20 protein-coding genes are annotated in these 19,394 nt (G+C 71.1%); 18 read left to right on the top strand and 2 right to left on the bottom strand.

What is annotated here, in order from left to right; genetic code table 11:
- The 4 genes from VG899_14965 to VG899_14950 all read left to right on the top strand — a co-directional run.
- A partial coding sequence (locus VG899_14965; protein HWA67660.1) for a TraR/DksA family transcriptional regulator occupies positions 1-595 on the top strand: 595 nt, incomplete at its 5' end.
- Positions 568-1,107: a signal peptidase II gene (gene lspA, locus VG899_14960; protein ID HWA67659.1), complete on the top strand. Its 540-nt coding sequence runs from the start codon at positions 568-570 to the stop codon at positions 1,105-1,107. The genes VG899_14965 and lspA, both read left to right, overlap by 28 nt.
- Positions 1,104-2,030 (top strand): RluA family pseudouridine synthase, encoded by a 927-nt coding sequence (locus VG899_14955; protein ID HWA67658.1) that lies wholly within the window; start codon positions 1,104-1,106, stop codon positions 2,028-2,030. Before lspA ends, VG899_14955 begins: the two co-directional genes overlap by 4 nt.
- Complete coding sequence (locus VG899_14950) at positions 2,027-2,923, top strand: hypothetical protein (GenBank protein HWA67657.1); 897 nt, start codon at positions 2,027-2,029, stop codon at positions 2,921-2,923. The genes VG899_14955 and VG899_14950 overlap by 4 nt, the downstream gene beginning before the upstream one ends.
- 19 nt (positions 2,924-2,942) lie before the next feature.
- Here VG899_14950 and VG899_14945 read toward each other — a convergent pair whose 3' ends face one another.
- Both VG899_14945 and VG899_14940 read right to left on the bottom strand, forming a co-directional pair.
- Positions 2,943-3,650, bottom strand: a complete 708-nt coding sequence (locus tag VG899_14945; protein ID HWA67656.1) for a hypothetical protein — start codon at positions 3,648-3,650, stop codon at positions 2,943-2,945.
- A gap of 150 nt (positions 3,651-3,800) precedes the next feature.
- A complete protein-coding gene (locus VG899_14940) occupies positions 3,801-4,655 on the bottom strand; it encodes a hypothetical protein (protein HWA67655.1) in 855 nt (284 codons plus the stop codon).
- 75 nt (positions 4,656-4,730) lie between these two features.
- Here VG899_14940 and dnaE point away from each other — a divergent pair, with 75 nt between their 5' ends.
- The 14 genes from dnaE (at position 4,731) to trpC (ending at position 19,392) form a co-directional block, all read left to right on the top strand.
- On the top strand, positions 4,731-8,261 hold the full coding sequence (gene dnaE / locus VG899_14935) for a DNA polymerase III subunit alpha (protein HWA67654.1): 3,531 nt from the start codon (positions 4,731-4,733) through the stop codon (positions 8,259-8,261).
- A gap of 52 nt (positions 8,262-8,313) precedes the next feature.
- A complete protein-coding gene (locus VG899_14930; protein ID HWA67653.1) occupies positions 8,314-9,369 on the top strand; it encodes a glycosyltransferase in 1,056 nt (351 codons plus the stop codon).
- A 10-nt stretch (positions 9,370-9,379) separates the two neighbouring features.
- A complete protein-coding gene (locus VG899_14925) occupies positions 9,380-10,090 on the top strand; it encodes a polysaccharide deacetylase family protein (protein ID HWA67652.1) in 711 nt (236 codons plus the stop codon).
- 14 nt (positions 10,091-10,104) lie between these two features.
- Complete coding sequence (locus tag VG899_14920; protein HWA67651.1) at positions 10,105-10,689, top strand: hypothetical protein; 585 nt, start codon at positions 10,105-10,107, stop codon at positions 10,687-10,689.
- A 14-nt stretch (positions 10,690-10,703) separates the two neighbouring features.
- Entirely contained in the window at positions 10,704-11,969 is a 1,266-nt protein-coding gene (gene hisD / locus VG899_14915) for a histidinol dehydrogenase (GenBank protein ID HWA67650.1), read from the top strand.
- Positions 11,966-13,051, top strand: coding sequence for a histidinol-phosphate transaminase (locus tag VG899_14910; GenBank protein HWA67649.1), 1,086 nt, complete (start codon positions 11,966-11,968; stop codon positions 13,049-13,051). Before hisD ends, VG899_14910 begins: the two co-directional genes overlap by 4 nt.
- Before the next feature lie 119 nt (positions 13,052-13,170).
- Positions 13,171-13,758 carry an imidazoleglycerol-phosphate dehydratase HisB gene (gene hisB / locus VG899_14905; GenBank protein HWA67648.1) on the top strand — a complete coding sequence of 196 codons (588 nt, stop codon included), beginning with the start codon at positions 13,171-13,173 and terminating at the stop codon, positions 13,756-13,758.
- Between the two features lie 3 nt (positions 13,759-13,761).
- Positions 13,762-14,373, top strand: coding sequence for an imidazole glycerol phosphate synthase subunit HisH (gene hisH / locus VG899_14900; GenBank protein HWA67647.1), 612 nt, complete (start codon positions 13,762-13,764; stop codon positions 14,371-14,373).
- A gap of 11 nt (positions 14,374-14,384) precedes the next feature.
- The gene (priA, locus tag VG899_14895) at positions 14,385-15,110 is read left to right on the top strand and encodes a bifunctional 1-(5-phosphoribosyl)-5-((5-phosphoribosylamino)methylideneamino)imidazole-4-carboxamide isomerase/phosphoribosylanthranilate isomerase PriA (GenBank protein ID HWA67646.1); all 726 of its coding nucleotides are present in this window, start codon (positions 14,385-14,387) and stop codon (positions 15,108-15,110) included.
- A 27-nt stretch (positions 15,111-15,137) separates the two neighbouring features.
- Entirely contained in the window at positions 15,138-15,908 is a 771-nt protein-coding gene (hisF, locus tag VG899_14890; protein HWA67645.1) for an imidazole glycerol phosphate synthase subunit HisF, read from the top strand.
- A 136-nt stretch (positions 15,909-16,044) separates the two neighbouring features.
- Positions 16,045-16,425: a phosphoribosyl-AMP cyclohydrolase gene (hisI, locus tag VG899_14885; protein ID HWA67644.1), complete on the top strand. Its 381-nt coding sequence runs from the start codon at positions 16,045-16,047 to the stop codon at positions 16,423-16,425.
- A complete protein-coding gene (locus VG899_14880; GenBank protein ID HWA67643.1) occupies positions 16,422-17,945 on the top strand; it encodes an anthranilate synthase component I in 1,524 nt (507 codons plus the stop codon). The genes hisI and VG899_14880 overlap by 4 nt, the downstream gene beginning before the upstream one ends.
- On the top strand, positions 17,942-18,556 hold the full coding sequence (locus tag VG899_14875) for a Trp biosynthesis-associated membrane protein (protein ID HWA67642.1): 615 nt from the start codon (positions 17,942-17,944) through the stop codon (positions 18,554-18,556). Before VG899_14880 ends, VG899_14875 begins: the two co-directional genes overlap by 4 nt.
- A 29-nt stretch (positions 18,557-18,585) precedes the next feature.
- Complete coding sequence (gene trpC, locus VG899_14870; GenBank protein ID HWA67641.1) at positions 18,586-19,392, top strand: indole-3-glycerol phosphate synthase TrpC; 807 nt, start codon at positions 18,586-18,588, stop codon at positions 19,390-19,392.
- Positions 19,393-19,394 lie beyond the last annotated feature (2 nt).

Raw genomic sequence — 19,394 nt, 5'->3', positions numbered from 1 at the left:
CTCGCAGCCGATCCTCGCCTTCGCCCGCATGGCCGTTCGGCCGGCGGCGCCGGTCAAGGCGGCGGCCAAGAAGGCGGCGGCGGCTGCTGCTGTCCCGACCGCGCCCGACGACACTCCCGCGCCCCCGACCCGCGCCGAGCTGCTCGCTGCGGCTGCTGCCGCGCAGCCGAAGCCGGCTACTCCGGAAGTGGTCGCCCCGAAGTCGGGCGCGACGGTGCTGGTCGGAGAGCGGCCGTGGACCAAGCCGGAGCTGGCGAAGGTCCGGGCGTCGCTGGAAGTGCAGGTGCGTGACCTGCGCGGGGAGATCACCGACGCCGAGGAGTCCTGGGCGGCGCTGCAGCGCGACAGCGGCGAGGGTGCGGGCGACGACCAGGCCGATGCCGGGACGAAGACGTTCGAGCGCGAGCACGAGATGTCGCTGGCCGCGAACAGCCGTGACCTGCTCTCGCAGGTGGAACGCGCGCTTCAGCGTCTCGACGACGGGTCCTACCCGGTCTGCGAGAGCTGCGGCAACCCGATCGGGAAGGCCCGGCTCCAGGCCTTCCCGCGTGCCACCCTGTGCGTGTCATGCAAACAGCGAGAGGAGCGGCGGTAACCCCGGCGCAGGACGCGGCACCTGCCGGTGCAGCTCACCGGCGCAGCGCGCTGCTGGTGGTCGTCGCCGTAGCGGTCCTGGCGACCGACGTGGTCACCAAGCTCGTCGCGGTCGCGAAGCTGGCCCACCGGTCGCGGGTCACCGTCGTGCCGCATGTCCTCTGGCTGACGTTCACACGCAACCCGGGGGCGGCGTTCAGCGTCGGCACCGGCGCGACGTGGGTGTTCACCGCGGTCGCGGTTGCGGTCGTGGTCGTGATCGTTCGGAGCGCGCGTTCGCTGACCTCCGCAGGTTGGGCGGTCTCGCTGGGGCTGTTGCTCGGCGGCGCGCTCGGCAACCTCAGCGACCGCATCTTCCGGGCACCGGCACCGCTGCGCGGGCACGTCGTCGACTGGATCGAGCTGCCGCACTGGCCGATCTTCAACATCGCGGACGCATCCATCGTCGTCGGGGGAGTGCTCGCGGTCCTGCTGGCCGCACGCGGGATCGAGATGGACGGCCGACCCCGATGAGCCAGGTCCGGCGCCTTCCGCTGCCGGAGGGGCTCGACGGCAGCCGGGTCGACGCCGCCGTCGCACGGCTGTTCGGCCTGTCGCGCACCGCGGCTGCCGACCTGGTGGCCGCCGGCGGGGTGCTGCTGGACGGGTCAGCCCCCGCGAAGTCGCAGCGGGTCAGCGCGGGGGAGTGGATCGAGGTCTCGCTGCCGGAGCCGGCGACGGTCGCGCTCGAGCCGATCGCCGTCGACGGGCTGCAGGTCGTGTACGACGACGAGGACATCGTCGTCGTCGACAAGCCGGTCGGCGTCGCGGCGCACCCGAGTCCCGGGTGGTCGGGGCCGACCGTGATCGGCGGGCTGGCCGCCGCCGGCTACCGCATCTCGACCTCCGGAGCCGCAGAACGCCAGGGAGTCGTGCATCGCCTCGACGTCGGCACCACCGGGTTGATGGTGGTCGCCAAGAGCGAGCGGGCGTATTCGGTGCTGAAGAACGCGTTTCGCAACCGGACGGTCGACAAGCGGTATCGCGCGCTGGTCCAAGGCCACCCGGACCCCAGCCGCGGCACCATCGACGCGCCGATCGGCCGGCACCCGACGCACGACTACCGCTGGGCGGTCGTCAGCGACGGCCGTCCGAGCGTCACCCACTACGAGACCGTCGAGGCGTTCCGGGCCGCGAGCCTGCTCGACATCCGGCTCGAGACCGGCCGGACCCATCAGATCCGGGTTCATCTGTCGGCGGTGCGCCACCCGTGCGTCGGTGACCTCACGTACGGCGCGGACCCGACACTCGCCGCGCGCATCGGGTTGCAGCGGCAGTGGCTGCACGCCCGAAGCCTCGCCTTCGACCACCCGACGCAGCACCGGCCCGTCGAGTTCGTGAGCGAGCCGCCCGCGGACCTCCGCGATGCGCTCGATGCGCTGGCGGCGCAGTCGTGACCGAGCGGCCGCACCGGTTCTCCCAGCTCGACGACCGGGCGCTGCCGCTGGTGGCCGGCGCGTTGCGCGGCCTCGCCGGAGCCGCAGGCGCGATCGTCGGGCGGCGCAGCGTCTTCGGTCGCGTCCTCGGATCGTGGATCCGGCGCGAGCCGGTCATCGTGATCGCGGTGGGCTCGATCGCGTTCGCGGCGGTCCTCATCGCCGCGACCGGCGGCGACGACCAGAGCCCGGTCCGCCCGTCGACGGTCGCGGCCGGGCCGGCGGCGCCGAGCGCCGGCCGGCTGGGACCGGCGCCCGGGGCGTCGGTGGCGTCCTACCTCGCCGCTGCGGCAACCCGCCGGGACGGGCTGCGGACCCTTGGCGCCTCGCAGCGCATCGACGCCCTCGTCGACCTCACCTCCTACATCAGCCCGCTCGCGGTCGACACGCTCCTCGCGGCGACGCCGGACGTCGCGGTGGTCCGCGGCTTCGCCCGGGTGCCGCCTCCGGTTGAGGCGTCGGTGCACGTCCTCGTCACCTCGCCGCAAGCGAACCTCGCGGTCGCGCTGTCCGCGGCGCAGGCGTCGGCGAGCCAGGTCGCCGCTCACTACAAGAGCGAGGTGACCGAGTCGCTGGCGAGCCCGAGCCCGCAGCTGTCCGACGAGATCGACGCCGGCGCGGCGGCGGCCGCCGAGGCGCGCGTCGACGCCGCCGGGCTGAGCTCGGACTGCGGATGCGTGTTCGCGCTGATCGTGTCCGGACCGGTTTCCCAGATCGAGGATCTCGCCGGCGCCGCCGCCGTACGCGTCCTCGACCCGGCTCCGGTCGGCGTGTCCCTCGACTCGTTGCTCGTCGTGCCGCTCGAGCCCCAGGACACCAAGCGGGTCTCCGAGCTCGCCTACGCCGGCGACTGACGCCGGCTCAGGGCGTCGGTCAGACCGCCTTGAACCGCAACGAACGCAGGATGATCGAGTGCGTGCCGTGCACGGGCGGCAGCCCGTGGTTGAGCCACAGCGTGAGGTAGAGGTACATGTGCTGGCTCGTCGGGTCGCTCTCGCCGTAGTACTTCCAGCGGGTCAGCAGCCGCGAGTGCGGAGTGGCGCCGACCCGGGTCTGGAACGCGACCGTCCCCTTGCTGTCCTTGCCGCCGGAGGGCGGGTACCAGGTGAACTCCTCGAACAGCGGGTGGTAGGACGGCTTCACGTAGTAGTGGTGTTCGTGTCCCGCCGGCTTGTAGGGCTGGACCGCGAACTGGGCGTTGTCGGGAGCCGGCAGGTAGTTCGGGAACCGGGAGTTCTCGACGTCGATCTCGTTCGTGTACTTCGGGGCGTGGGGCCGGTAGACGAACATCCCGAAGACCGTGCGGTCGGAGAAGCCGCCGGTGGCCGTGTCGATGACCAGGCGGTAGCGCCCGTAGCTGACCGGATAGGCCGACCGCAGCTCGACGGAGCGCCACGATCCCTGGAGCTGGACGATGTTGAGGTGGAGCCGACCGCGGCTGTCGACGTACACCGCGTTCGACGAGTTCGTCAGCCGGTCGTTCTCGGGCCCTTCGGTGCCGTTCGCCGAGACCGTCCAGGCGAAGCCCGACCAGGTGATCTGGCTCGGGAACAGCGTCCCGGACGGACCGGGGCTCCTCACGAGGTGGGCCGTCCGCCCCGGCTGAGCGGATCCCGGCGGCGTCGCTGCCAGCGCCGTGGTGCCCGCGGTGAGCGTGCCGAGAGCGACGATGCCGGCAAGCCATCGGAGTGCGCGCGGTCTCGCGGCGCGAAAGCGGCTGGGCACTTCCGGTCAACCCCCTAGCGGTTGGATGCTGAGATTGCGGATCACCGCGGAATGCGTGCCGGTCGTCGGCGTGTGGTTCTTGTTCATCCACAACACCACGAACAGCTGCATGTTCGTCGAGGTGGGCACCGCGTAGCCCCCGTAGCTGAAGCGTGCCAGCAACGGCGACCGCTCGGTGGTACCGACGCGCGTCTCGAACTGGACCGAGCCGTGCGTCTCGGAGCCGAACGCCGGGCTCCAGGTGAACTGCTGGACGAGCGGGTGGTAGTCCGAGCTGATGTAGTAGCCGTGCTGGTTGCCCGCGACGTTGTACGGCTGAACCGTGAACTGGGCGTTGTCGGGCGCCCGCAGCAGGTGCGGGAACCGGGAGTCCTCGACGTCGATCTCGTTGGTCAGCTTGGCGGTGCCGGGGCGGTAGACGAACATGCCGAGCACGGCCCACGGGTCCATGTCGGCCGTCGCGCTGTTCACGACCCAGCGATAGGTGCCGTAGGGCGCCTGGGTGAGCGCCCGCAGCTCCACCCCGCTCCAGCGGCCGTCGATCTTGGACACCGCCAGGTGCAGCCAGCCCCGCCGGTCGACGTAGACGGCGCGGGCGGCGTTCGTCGTCGCAGTGTGCTCCGGGCCGCAGATCGGGCAGTTCGGGTAGACCAGCCAGGTGATCCCGGACCAGTTGAGCAGCCGCTGCCCGGGGTTCCCGCCGTCGGGCGGAGTCGGGTCGGCCGCGGTGGTGCCGTTGCTGGAGGCGGTCGCCGGCTGGGTGGCGACGGCGGTCAGGCCGAGCCCGACGACGCCGACGATCGCCAGCGCCAGGCACGCCACGAACACCCGGGACTGGGCGAGCAGGCGTGAGCTGGGCACCGATTGAGCCTACGGGCTGAGACTCGCCGTCACCGACACGCCGAACCCGTCGGCCGGAGGTGTTAGAACGAACCGATGGAAGCCGCCGGTGCCGACCAGTTCGTGCACCTGCATGTCCACAGCGAGTACTCGATGCTGGACGGGGCGGCGCGGGTCGACGAGCTGTTCACCGAAGCCGCCCGCATGGGGATGCCCGCGCTGGCGATGACCGACCACGGCAACGTGTTCGGGGCCTACGAGTTCTGGAAGAAGGGCAAGGCCAAGGGCGTCAAGCCGATCATCGGCATGGAGGCCTACATCACCCCTGGTACGTCGCGCTACGAGCGGACGCGGGTGCGCTGGGCCGAGGGCGGCGAGGACGACGTGTCCGGCGGCGGCGCCTTCACCCACATGACGCTGCTCGCGGAGACCACCGCCGGGATGCACAACCTCTTCCGCCTCGCCAGCCGGTCGAGCCTCGAGGGGTACTTCTACAAGCCGCGCGCCGACCGGGAGCTGATCAGCGAGTACGCCGCGGGGCTCATCGCCAGCACCGGCTGTCCGTCGGGCGAGATCCAGACCAAGCTGCGGATCGGTGACTACGAGGGGGCCAAGCAGGTCGCCGGCGAGCTGCAGGACATCTTCGGCCGCGAGTCGTTCTTCTGCGAGCTCATGGACCACGGTCTCGACATCGAGACCCGGGTTCACTCCGACCTGTTGCGGCTTGCCCGTGAGCTCAGCATGCCGACGATCGCCACGAACGACCTTCACTACACCTTCGCCAAGGACGCCGAGGCGCACGAGGTGCTGCTGTGCGTCCAGTCCGGCAAGACGATGGCCGACCCGAACCGGTTCAAGTTCGACGCCAAGGACTTCTATCTGAAGAGCCCGGAGGAGATGCGCCGGCTCTGGCGGGAGGTTCCCGAGGCCTGCGACAACACGCTGCTGATCGCCCAGCGTTGCGACGTCGCCTTCGACGAGGGCGCCGAGCTGATGCCGCGCTTCGACGTACCGGCCGGCGAGACCGAGGACTCCTGGCTTCGCGGCGAGGTGCACCGTGGCCTCGACGCGCGCTTCCACGGCGCCGAGGTGCCCGCGGAGTACCGGGAGCGGGCCGACTTCGAGCTCGGCGTCATCATCCAGATGGGCTTCCCGGGGTACTTCCTCGTCGTCGCCGACCTGTGTCGCCACGCTCGCGACTCGGGCATCAGGGTGGGGCCCGGCCGCGGGTCGGCCGCCGGCTCGCTCGTGGCGTGGGCGCTGCGCATCACCGAGCTCGACCCGATCATGCACGGCCTGCTGTTCGAGCGGTTCCTGAACCCCGAGCGCATCTCGATGCCGGACATCGACCTCGACTTCGACGAGCGCCGGCGCGGCGACATGATCCGTTACGCCACCGAGAAGTACGGCGAGGACCGGGTCAGCCAGATCATCACCTACAGCACGATCAAGGCGAAGGCGGCGGTCAAGGACGCCGCCCGGGTGCTCGGGTTCCCGTACGGGATCGGGGACAAGATCACCAAGGTCATGCCGCCGCCGGTCATGGGCAAGGACCTGCCGCTCGCCGCGATCTTCGACCCGGCTCACGAGCGGTACGGCGAGGGCAAGGAGTTCCGGCAGCTCTACGAGACCGAGCACGACGTGAAACGGGTCGTCGACACCGCACGTGGGCTCGAGGGGCTGCGCCGGCAGTGGGGTGTCCACGCTGCCGGGGTGATCCTGTCGCGGTATCCGCTGCTCGACGTGATCCCGATCCAGCGGCGCGAGGCCGACGGCGCGATCATCACACAGTTCGACATGGGTGCCTGTGAGTCGCTCGGGCTGCTCAAGATGGACTTCCTCGGCCTGCGCAACCTCACCGTGCTCGACGACGCGCTGCGCCACATCGAGACCAACCGCGGCGAGAAGCTCGACCTCGAGAACCTGCCGTTGGACCGGCCGGAGGCCTACGAGCTGCTCTGCCGAGGCGACACGGTCGGCGTCTTCCAGTTCGAGGGCGGGCCGATGCGCTCGCTGATCCGGTCGCTGCAACCGTCGACGTTCGAAGACATCGCGGCGCTCAACGCGTTGTACCGACCGGGTCCGATGGGCATGGGCAGCCATCTGGCCTACGTCGAGCGCAAGCACGGCCGGCAGAAGATCGAGCCGATCCACCCCGAGTTCGCCGAGTCACTGGCCGACCTGCTCGCCGAGACCTACGGCGTGATCGTCTACCAGGAGCAGGTCATGGCGATCGCGCAGCGCGTCGCCGGCTACTCGCTGGCACAAGCCGACTCGCTGCGCCGGGCCATGGGCAAGAAGAAGAAGGAGATCCTCGACAAGGAGAAGGTTCCCTTCAGCGACGGCATGAAGGCGCACGGCTACAGCCAGCCGGCCATCGACAAGCTGTGGGAGACGCTGATCCCGTTCGCGGACTACGCGTTCAACAAGTCCCACGCCGCGGGATACGGGTTGGTGTCGTACTGGACGGCGTACCTCAAGGCGAAGTACCCGGCGGAGTACATGGCGGCGCTGCTGACGTCGGTGCGTGACGACAAGGACAAGAGCGCGCTCTACCTGCACGAGTGCAGGCGGATGGGCATCAAGGTGCTGCCCCCGGACGTGAACTCCTCCGATGCCGACTTCGCGCCGGTCGGCACCGACATCCGCTACGGCATGGCGGGCATTCGCAACGTCGGCACGAACGTCGTCGCGTCGATCTGCGCGACCCGGCGCAGCAAGGGGATGTATGCGGACTTCGCCGACTTCCTGACCAAGGTCGAGCCGGTCGTGTGCAACAAGAAGGTCGTCGAGTCACTGGTCAAGGCGGGTGCGTTCGACTCGCTCGGCCACACCCGGCAAGGACTGTTGCGCATCCACGCCGAGGCGATCGACGCCTGCATGGACACCAAGCGCAACGAGGCGGTCGGCCAGTTCGACCTGTTCAGCGCGGGTGACGGCGACGCCGGTTCGGAGCCGACCATGGCGCTCAACCTCACGATCCCCATGAGTGAGTGGGACAAGTCGACGCTGCTCGCCTACGAGCGGGAGATGCTGGGTCTCTACGTCTCCGACCACCCGCTGTTCGGCATCGAGCACGTGCTGGCCGCCGCGGTGGACTGCCCGATCTCGGCGCTGTCCGGCGAGGACCGCAGCGACGGCCAGATCGTCACCGTCGGCGGGATCATCTCCTCGCTCACCCGCAAGATGACCAAGCGGGGCGACTCGTGGGCGACCGCGGTGCTCGAGGACCTCGAGGGCGCGATCGAGGTGCTGTTCTTCCCGAAGGCCTACGAGGAGCACGGCATCCATCTCGCCGAGGACGCGGTGCTGCTGGTGCGGGCGCGGATCGACAAGCGCGAGGAGGCGCCGCGGCTGATGGCGATGGAGGTCGCCATCCCGGACGTCAGCCAGGGGCCGCGCGGACCGGTGGTCATCACGCTGCCGGCCAACCGCTGCACCCCGCCGGTGGTCGAGCGGCTCAAGGAGGTGCTCGCCGGCCATCCGGGGGCGACCGAGGTGCACCTGTCGTTGCTGTCAGCGGGCCGTTCCACCGTCGTACGCATCGACGATCGGCTGCGGGTCGCGCCGACGCCTGCGCTCATGGCGGACCTGAAGCAGCTGCTCGGGCCCAACGCGGTTTCTTGATCGGTTCAGGTATGAATGTGGTGATTCTGGTCAATGAAATAGCGTGACCTCGATGGGTTCGAAGCGTCTGCTCATCGTTTCGGCATCGATGGGCGCAGGTCATGACGCCGCGGCGGCCGCGCTCGCTGCCCAAGCCGAGGCAGAGGGTCACACGGTCCGAACCGTCGATCTGCTCGAGATGCCGCCGCACGGCCAAGGCGCGATACTGCGCGCCTTCTACCACTCGATGATCGCGGTGATCCCGTGGCTCTACGACTGGGCCATGCGGACGTGGGTCACCCATCCCGGCCTGTTCGAGGCGATCACCCACAACGGCGGTCGCAGCGCCGAGAAGCCGTTGCTGGCGGAGGTCGACGCGTTCCGCCCGGACGCCGTGGTGGCCGTCTACAACCTCGCGGCGCAGGTGCTCGGCCGGCTGCGAAGCCAGGGCCGCCTGACGGCGCCGGTCGCGACCTACGTCACCGACCCGGGAGCACATCCGTACTGGGTCTGGGCGGGCGTGGACCTCACCCTCGCCCCGATGAGCGCCACCGCCGCCGAGTTGGAGGAGATGAGCGCCGCGGTCGTCAAGCCGATCACGCCGCTCGTGGCGCAGCGCTACCTCGAGCCGGTCGACCGCGACGCGGCGCGCCAGCGGTGGGCGATCGCACCGCATGAGCGGGTCGTCCTCGTCAACGGCGGCAGCTGGGGAGTGGGCGAGGTCGTGACAGCCGCTCGCCAGCTGACCGCGGCAGCCGATCAGGTCCTCGTGCTGTGCGGGCGTTCGCGCCGCCTGTCCCGCCGGATCGCGGCCGTGCCGGGCGCGCGTGCCGTGCCCTGGACCAGCGACGTCGTCGGGCTGCTCGCGGCCGCCGACGTCGTGGTCGACAACGCCGGCGGCACCACCTGCTGGGAGGCCCTCGCCGTCGGCAGACCGACGGTCCTCTACCGCCCGATCGCCGGCCACGGCCGGCTCAACGCCGATGCCCTGCAACGCGCCGGCCTGGCGCGGTGGGCGGCCAGCCCGGCCGAGCTGATGGTCGCGGTTCGCGACGCCCGGCCACCGGTCGAGGCCGCCGCGGTGTTCGGGTGCGAGCGTGCCATCGACGTGCTCGACACGCTGTGGTGATCTCTACGTCGTGAACGGCGTCGAGATCGCGGCAGTGGCGGTCGGCGCAGCCGCGGCCGTGCAGATCGTTCCGGCCGGGACCTGGCTACCCGGGTTGCGTCGCGTCGTGGCCCCGCCGCTGTGTGGCCCGATGCCCCCGGGCTCGGTGGCGCTCACCTTCGACGACGGGCCGCACCCGCAAGGGACGATCGCGATCCTCGACGAGCTCGACCGGCTCGGCTGGCCGGCGACGTTCTTCGTGCTCGGCTCGCAAGCGCGCCGCTACCCCGACGTGGTGGTGGAGACGCTGCGGCGAGGACATCGGATCGGGCTGCACGGCGACCAGCACCGCTACACCATCGCGCGCACGCCGTGGGGAATCGCGGCCGACCTGCGGCGCGGTCGGGACACCGTCGCCGAGGTCGTCGGGGAGTCGCCGCGCTGGTGGCGACCGACGTACGGCGTGATGTCCGGTCCGTCGTACCTCGCCTCACGAGCCTTGGGCCTGCGACCGCTGCTGTGGTCGAGCTGGGGCGTGGACTGGCAGGCCGACGCGACGCCCGAGTCCGTCGTCGGCCACCTCGAGTCCGGCCGGCTCTCGGGCGGGACCATGCTGCTGCACGACTCCGACGTGACCAGCGCTCCCGGGTCCTGGCGTACGACGCTCGCAGCGCTTCCGCTGCTGGCCGAGCGGCTCGCGCAGCGCCACCTGACAGTCGCGGCGATCGGCGACGGCCGGTAGGCGACACTGGACCGATGCAGCCCTCGTCGGTCGATCCGGCCACATCCTGGATCGACTGGCGGGCGGAGGCGGTCCTCGCGCTCGTTCTGATGGTCTGCATCGCGTTGCTCGGATCGGTCGTCGGCCTGATCTGGCACGCCGTCGCGCCGCACCTCGACGTGCACGCCGCGATCAACAACCCCGAGGAGAAGACGAAGGCCCTCATGGGCGACGACCTGTGGTTGGCGCTGCTGGGCATCATCGCCGGGATCGTGTGCGTGGTGGCGGTGTTCCTCGCGCTTCCCGCGGCCGCTGCGGACGGGCCCGGAGCGTTGGTCGGCCTCGTGGCCGGCGGGCTGCTGGCGATGTTCGTCGCGGACCGGGTCGGGTACCTGGTCGGCGTCGGCCCCCTGCGGTCGACGCTCGACTCGGCCTTCCCGACCGCATCGCGACAGGGAATCGACGGCGTCGTCAGGCTGCTCGACTTCAAGGTGCGCGCCACCGCGATGCTGTTGAGCTGGCCGATGGCATCATTGCTGCTCAGCTCGATGATCACCTGGCTGCGCGCGGTAAATCGACCGACGGTGAAGGCGCCCGCGGCCTACCCTGGCTCCCCGTGATCTCCCGCGTCGACATGCGCGGCCGTGACTGCGAGCCGCGCGAGCTGCCCCGTGCCCGACTCGACGTCGAGGCGGCCGTCGCCAGCGTGCGGCCGATCGTCGACGGCGTCCGCGAGCGCGGGCGAGCGGCGGTGCTGGACTACACCGAGCAGTTCGACGGCGTGCGCCTGGACGAGCTGCGCGTGTCACCGGCCGCGCTGTCCGCCGCGCTCGACGCGCTCGACCCCGCGGTGCGCGACGCCCTGGAGGAGGCGATCGCTCGCGCCCGCCGGGTGCACGAAGCCCAGCTCCGCGACGACGCGGTCGTCGACGTCGCGCCCGGTGCCGTCGTGACGGAGCGTTGGGTGCCGGTCGGCCGGGTCGGCCTCTACGTACCGGGTGGCCTCGTCGCCTACCCGTCGAGTGTCGTGATGAACGTCGTCCCGGCCCAGGTCGCCGGGGTCGGCTCGCTCGCCGTCGCCTCGCCCCCCAAGCCGCAGTTCGACGGCCGGCCCAACCCGGCGGTGCTCGCAGCCTGTGCGCTGCTCGGGGTGGAGGAGGTCTATGCGGTCGGCGGCGCCCAGGCGATCGCGATGTTCGCCTACGGCGTCGAGGGCGTCCGTGCCGTCGACCTGGTGACCGGGCCGGGCAACGTGTACGTCGCGGCGGCGAAACGGTGTGTGCGCGGCGTCGTCGGCATCGACGCCGAAGCGGGCCCGACCGAGATCGCGATCCTCGCTGACGACAGCGCCGACCCGGACTACGTCGCCGCTGACCTGGTCGCGCAGGCCGAGCACGACGAGCTGGCTGCCTGCCTGCTGGTCAGCCCCAGCCTCGACCTGCTCGACGCCGTCGACGTCGCGCTGGAGAAGCGCGTGGCGCAGACCCGGCACCGCGAGCGGGTCGAGACCGCCCTCGCCGGCCAGTCGGCGTACGTGCTGGTCGACGACATCGACGCCGGAATCGGCGTGGTCGATGCATGGGGAGCCGAGCACCTCGAGGTCATCACTGCCAACGCCTCAGCAGACGCCGCCCGGGTTCGCAACGCCGGGGCGATCTTCGTCGGCGCGTGGTCTCCGGTGTCGCTCGGTGACTATCTGGCCGGCTCCAACCACGTGCTGCCGACCGGCGGGACCGCCCGTCACACCTCCGGACTGTCCGTGCAGTCGTTCCTGCGCGGAATCCACGTCATCGACTACAGCCGTGAGGCCCTCGCCGCGGTCGGGGACCACATCGCGGCGCTGGGCGGAGCCGAGGACCTCGCCGCGCACGTCGAGGCCGTCGCCACCAGGCTCCGATGAGCGGCTCGGACCAGTGGGGCGGTCTCCCGCTCCGCGACGACCTACGCGGTCTGACGGCGTACGGTGCGCCGCAGCTCGACGTCGCCGTCCGGCTGAACACGAACGAGAACCCGTACCCGCCGCCTCCCGCGCTCGTCGCGGATCTGGCCGAGTCGGTCGCTGCCGCGGCGGCGTCGATGAACCGCTATCCCGACCGCGACGCGGAGGAGCTGCGAGCCGCTCTGGCGCGCTACCTCGGGCACGGTCTGACGACGTCGCAGGTCTGGGCGGCGAACGGCTCCAACGAGATCCTGCAGCAGCTGCTCCAGGCGTTCGGCGGCCCAGGCCACGTGGCGCTCGGATTCGTCCCGTCGTACTCGATGCACGAGCTGATCGCCCGCGCCACCGCGACCCCTTGGATCGGCTCCCCGCGAGCGACTGACTTCACGTTGTCCGCTGACGTGGCGGTGGCCGAGGTTCGGGCGCACTCGCCGGCGGTGGTCTTCCTGTGCTCGCCGAACAATCCGACGGGTACGGCGATGGACCCGGCCGTCGTGGCGGCCGTGCTGGAAGCCGCACCCGGGATCGTCGTGGTCGACGAGGCGTACGCCGAGTTCTCCTCGGCGCCCTCCCTGCTGCGGCTGCTCGACGGTCATCCCCGCCTGGTGGTCACCCGGACGATGTCGAAGGCGTTCGGGTTCGCCGGCGCGCGGCTGGGATATCTGGCTGCCGACCCGAGGATCGTCGACGCGCTGACGTTGGTGCGGCTGCCCTACCACCTGTCGGTGTTGACCCAGGCCGCCGCCCTGGCCGCGCTGCGTCACGCCGACGACACGCTGGCCCAGGTCGCCCAGCTGCGCTCGGACCGCGACGCGATGATCGTGTCGCTGCGAGCCCGGGGCTTCGAGGTGGTGGACTCCGACGCGAACTTCGTGCTCTTCGGTGGTCTCGACGACTCGACGCTGACCTGGCAGGCGCTACTGGACCACGGCGTACTGGTTCGCGACGTCGGCCTGCCGGGCTGGCTGCGCGTCTCGGTGGGCACCGGTGCCGAGTGCGAGGCCTTCCTCGACGCCCTCGACCGCGCAACAGCCCCGCACTGACCCCCGCGCCTTTTTCCGAAGTAGCACACAACCTCCCCGCCGAATCGGACGATCGGGGCGGTATCGGGGCACCGATAAGGACTTCGTGTGCTACTTCGGGGTCAAGGGATACTGGAGACATGGCACGAACCGGGAAGGTCGAGCGTTCGACCAAGGAGTCGCAGGTCTCGGTGTCGCTCGATCTCGACGGCACCGGGATCAACGAGATCTCGACCGGGGTCCCGTTCTACGACCACATGCTGGCTCAGCTGTCCAAGCACGGCGGGATCGACCTGACGGTGAAGACGGTCGGCGATCTCGAGGTCGACGCGCACCACACCGTCGAGGACACCGCGATCGCGATCGGCCAGGCCCTGCGTGAGGCCCTGGGGGACAAGGCCGGCATCCGCCGGTTCGCCGACGCGTTCGTACCCCTCGACGAGGCGCTGGCGCACGCGGTGGTCGACGTGTCGGGCCGGCCGTACCTCGTCCACGACGAGCCGCCGCTGGTCGAGCTGATCGGTACTTATGACACGACGCTCACCCGGCACATCTGGGAGTCGATGGTGTCGAGTGCGCAGATCTGCTTGCACGTCCGTGTGCTCGGTGGGCGCAACGCGCACCATATCGTCGAAGCACAGTTCAAGGCGGTCGCTCGCGCACTGCGCGACGCGGTCTCGCTCGATCCTCGCTCGGTCGGCGTGCCGTCGACCAAAGGCGTTCTCTAGCCGATGTCGAGCAAGCCAACCGTGGTCGTCGTCGACCACGGCTCCGGAAACCTGCGGTCGGCGCAGCGTGCGCTGGCCCGGGTCGGTGCCGACGTGACGGTCAGCGCCGACACCGCCGCCGCCCGCGATGCCGATGGCGTCGTGCTGCCCGGCGTCGGGGCGTACGCCGCGTGCATGTCCGGCGTACGAAAGGTGGCTGCGGACCGGCTCGTGCGGGACCGCGTCGCCGACGACCGTCCGGTCCTCGGGATCTGCGTCGGCATGCAGGTGCTCTACGACGCGGGTGAGGAGCACGGGATCCGCACCGACGGCATCGGCGCCCTGGCCGGCGAGGTGGTGCGCCTGGCGGCGCCGATCCTGCCGCACATGGGCTGGAACACCGTGACGCCCGACGCCGGCTCGACGCTGTTCGCCGGTGTCGGCGACGAACGGTTCTACTTCGTACATTCCTACGGCGTTGCGCCGTCCGGCGCGGCCGGCGAGACGACGGCCACCCACGGCGCCGCGTTCGTCGCGGCGATCGAACACGGCTGTCTGTCGGCGACGCAGTTCCACCCTGAGAAGTCCGGAGACGCCGGGCTCACCCTGCTCGAGAACTGGCTGAAGACGCTGTGAGCACCGCACCGCTGGTCCTGCTGCCCGCCGTCGATGTCGCCGACGGCCAGGCGGTCCGTCTGGTGCAAGGCGAGGCCGGCTCGCAGACCGCGTACGGCGCACCGCTCGACGCTGCGCTCGCATGGCAGGACGGCGGCGCGCAGTGGTTGCATCTCGTCGATCTCGACGCCGCTTTCGGCCGAGGCTCGAACCGCGAACTGATCGCTGAGGTGGTCGGCCGCCTCGACGTTGCGGTGGAGCTCTCCGGCGGCATCCGTGACGACGCATCCCTCGAGGCGGCGCTGGGCACCGGGTGCGCCCGGGTGAACATCGGCACCGCCGCGCTCGAGCAGCCCGAGTGGGTGCGTACGGCGATCGCTCGGTACGGCGACCGGATCGCGGTCGGGCTGGACGTGCGCGGTACGACGCTGTCGGCGCGGGGATGGACCAAGGACGGGGGCGAGCTGTTCGACGTACTGGCTCGCCTCGACGCGGACGGGTGCGCCCGTTACGTCGTCACCGACGTACGCCGGGACGGGACGCTGACCGGCCCGAATCTCGACCTGCTGCGTGAGGTGTGCGCGGCGACCGACCGACCGGTCATCGCCAGCGGCGGGGTGAGCAGCCTCGAGGACCTGCGGGCGATCGCGGGACTGGTCGAGGTCGGCGTCGAGGGCGCGATCGTCGGGAAGGCGCTCTACGCCGGCGCCTTCACGCTGCCCGAAGCGCTCGCGGCTGTGCACGATGCGCCGGTGTAGCCGGCTGCGCCGTCGGGTGGAGGACGGGTGAGTGTCGCCGTTCGGGTGATCCCGTGCCTCGACGTCGACGCGGGCCGGGTGGTGAAGGGCGTCAACTTCCGCGACCTGCGCGACGCCGGTGACCCGGTGGAGCTGGCGGCGCGTTACGACCGGGAGGGCGCCGACGAGCTGGTGTTTCTCGACATCACCGCGTCGAGCGGGGACCGGGAGACGACCTACGACGTGGTCCGGCGTACCGCGGAGCAGGTCTTCATCCCGTTGACTGTGGGCGGCGGGGTGCGCAGCGTCGATGACGTCGACCGGTTGCTGCGCGCCGGGGCGGACAAGGTCGGCGTGAACACCGCGGCGATCGCCCGCCCTGAGCTGTTGCAGGAGATTGCGCAGCGGTTCGGCAACCAGGTGCTCGTGCTGTCGGTGGACGCCCGGCGTACCCAGGGCGCGACGCGGACCGCCAGCGGCTACGAGGTGACGACGCACGGGGGGCGCCAGGGCACCGGCATCGACGCGGTCGAGTGGGCGGCCCGCGGCGAGGAGCTCGGCGTCGGCGAGATCCTGCTCAACTCGATGGACGCCGACGGTACGACGACCGGCTTCGACGTGGCGATGGTGGAAGCCGTACGCCGGGTCGTGACGGTCCCGTTGATCGCTTCGGGAGGCGCCGGAAAGGTCGCGGACTTCCCGCCGCCGGTCGCGGCCGGCGCCGACGCCGTCCTCGCCGCCAGCGTCTTCCACTTCGGCACGCTGACGATCGGCGAGGTGAAGGCCGCCCTTCGTACCGCCGGCAACGAGGTCCGCTGACTCGAAGTAGCACACGTTGTCCGCAACGAAACGGACACGGCGCCACACGCGGCGCCATATCGCAGCTGGCGTCGGGCGGTTGTGTGCTACTTCGGGTCAGTAAAAAGTGGATGGCGCGACCCGGCACAATGGGGGCATGTCTGGTCCGGCCCGTCCGTCCTCGCTCGACCCGGCCATCGCGGCGCGCCTCAAGCGCGACGACAACGGCCTGATCGCCGCGGTGGCCCAGCAGTGGGACACCGGTGAGGTGCTGATGGTCGGCTGGATGGACGACGAGGCGCTGCACCGCACGCTGACCACCGGGCGCTGCACCTACTGGAGCCGCAGCCGGGGTGAGTACTGGGTCAAGGGCGACACGTCCGGGCACCAGCAGTGGGTGAAGGCCGTCGCGCTCGACTGCGACGCGGACACCGTCCTGGTGTCGGTGGACCAGGTCGGTGCGGCCTGCCACACCGGCGACCGTCGTTGCTTCGACGCCGACGTGCTCGACGCCGTCGTCGGCGAACCGCCGGCGTGACAGCGGCCGGCTCGCGTCCGGACGGCGTCACACGTCCGGATCGCGACGGGTTCCTCGCCGCCATCGCCGGCGACCGGGTGGTCCCCGTCGTACGACGGGTGCTTGCTGACGCAGAAACCCCGATCAGCGCCTATCGCAAGCTGGCCGCGGGGCGGCCCGGCACCTTCCTGCTCGAGTCGGCGGAGCACGGCGGGGTGTGGGCGCGGTACTCGTTCATCGGCGTCCAGTCCGCCGCGTCGCTGTCGGAGCGCGACGGCCACGCGGTCTGGACCGGCATCGGCCCGGACGATCACCCCGACGACCCGCTCGAGGCACTCCACGACGCGGCGGCGCGGTTGCACACGCCGCGCAACCCGGACCTGCCGCCGCTGACCTGCGGGCTCGTCGGCTACATGGGCCACGACACGGTGCGGCGGATCGAGCGACTCCCGGTCATCGCCGAGGACGACCTGAAGATGCCCGAGCTGCACTTCCTGCTCGCCACCGACATGGCGGTCGTCGACCACCGTGACGGTTCGATCCTGTTGGTGGCCAACGTCATTCACGGGCTGACGCCGCACGCGGACGACGACCCGGGGTCGGCGTACGACGAGGCGGTCGCCCGGCTGGACGCGATGACGGCGGACCTCGCCAAGGCGGCGGAGCCGTCGGTGGCGACGCTGACGAGCTCCCAGGTGCCGGCCTACCGGGAGCGGTCGACGCGCGAGGAGTACATGGCGGCGGTCGAAACCGCCAAGGAGCACATCCGGGCCGGTGACTGCTTCCAGATCGTGGTGTCGCAGCGGTTCGAGACCGACTGCTCGGCGGACCCGCTCGACGTCTACCGCGCGCTGCGGACCGGCAACCCGTCGCCGTACATGTACCTGCTCCGCTTCGACGACCTCGACGTCGTCGGCTCCTCACCCGAGGCGCTGGTCAAGGTCGAAGGCGGCCGGGCGTTGATGCATCCGATCGCGGGCACCCGGCCTCGCGGTGCGACCCCGGAAGCAGACGCCGCGCTTGCCGCCGAGCTGCTCGCCGATCCCAAGGAACGCGCCGAGCACGTCATGCTGGTCGACCTGGGACGCAACGACCTCGGCCGGATCGCGGTGCCCGGCACGGTGGAAGTCGTCGACCTGATGACGGTCGAACGGTTCTCGCACGTCATGCATCTGGTCTCGACGGTGGTGTGCGACGTCCGCCCGGACGTCACCGCACTCGACGTGCTCAGCGCGACGTTCCCGGCGGGGACGCTGTCGGGAGCGCCGAAGGTGCGGGCGATGGAGATCATCGAGGCGTTGGAACCCACGCGGCGAGGCCTGTACGGCGGGGTCGTCGGCTACATCGACGTCGCCGGCGATCTCGACACCGCCGTGGCGATTCGCACCGTGGTGATGCGCGACGGGCACGCCTACGTCCAGGCCGGCGCAGGGATCGTCGCCGACTCCGATCCGGCGATGGAGGACACCGAGTCGCGGAACAAGGCGGCCGCGGTGCTGGCCGCGTTGGCGTCGGCGGAGGCCATCCGCACGGTCCGATGAACGGCGTACCCGGGCTGCTGCGGGCGGTGGCGCTCACCGCGCTCGGCGGGGTGTTGGCGCTCGTCGCCGCCGGCCGAGTGTGGTCGCAGACGACGGTGCAGATCCCCGCCGCCGCGGCGACCCACGTCTCGGTGACCGGCAACGCCGTCGAACCGTCACTGTCGGCGTTGGCGATCGCGATCCTTGCGCTCGCGGCAGGCCTGGTCGCGGCGCGTGGTGTGCTGCGCCGGATCGTCGGCGTGGTCATCGTGGCGATCGGCGCCGCGGTCGTGGCGGTCTCGATCGACGGGCGTGGCGCGGTGTCGGCCGCGCTCACCTCTCACGAGGTCGGTGGCCTCGCCATCCCCGCTCACGGCACCGCCAACGCCTGGTGGGTGCTTGCGGCGGTCGGTGGGCTGCTGGCGGTCGTTGCGGGCGTCCTCGCGGCGGCACGCAGCGGGGCGTGGGCGGCGATGGGACGCAAGTACGACGCGCCTTCGGCGTCGCGTCCGGTCGTCGCCAAGGGAGACCCGTCGGACACCGCGTGGGACGCCCTCGACAGGGGAGAGGATCCGACTGCGGATGCCGCGGCCACGGGGCTCGAGGCAGCGGGCGGGGAGGCGGCCGAATGAGCTCCGCAGTGGATCACTACCCTTGCCGAATGTCCGTCCTCGACGACATCGTGCGCGGGGTTCGTGAGGATCTCGCCGAGCGCGAGCGGGTCCTGCCGCTCGACGCCGTCAAAGAGCTCGCCGCTTCCGCACCGGCTCCTCGTGACGCCGTGGCGGCGCTGTCGACCGACGGGGTCGCCGTCATCGCCGAGGTGAAGCGCTCCAGCCCGAGCATGGGTGAGCTCGCCGTGATCGGCGACCCGGCCGAGCTGGCGACGGAGTACGCCGCGGGCGGGGCGGCGGTGATCTCCGTGCTGACCGAGCAGCGGCGGTTCAACGGCTCGCTCGCAGATCTCGACGCGGTGCGTGCCGCGGTCGACATCCCGGTGCTGCGCAAGGACTTCGTGGTGACGCCGTACCAGGTGTGGGAGGCGAGGGCACACGGCGCAGACGTCGTCCTGCTGATCGTCGCCGCACTCGACCAGCAAGTGCTCGTCAGTCTGCGTGAGCGCATCGAGAGCCTGGGCATGACGGCGCTCGTGGAGGCGCACGACGAGACCGAGGCGCTGCGCGCCCTCGATGCCGGCGCGCGGGTGATCGGGATCAACAACCGCAACCTGCGCACGCTCGAGGTCGATCGGGACACCTTCGCCCGGGTGGCGGCGGAGATCCCGTCGTCGGTGGTGCGCGTCGCCGAAAGCGGCATCCGCGGACCGCACGATTTGCTCGCCGCCGCCGCGGCGGGTGCCGACGCGGTACTGGTGGGCGAGGGGCTGGTCAAGGCCGACAACCCGCGGCAGGCGGTCGCCGACCTGGTGGCGGCCGGGGTGCACCCCTCATGCCGCCACCCGGCCTAGGA

Source organism: Mycobacteriales bacterium, from assembly GCA_035550055.1.
Lineage (GTDB): Bacteria > Actinomycetota > Actinomycetes > JAFAQI01 > JAFAQI01 > DASZTV01.
This window is presented reverse-complemented; position numbering and strand designations above follow the sequence as displayed.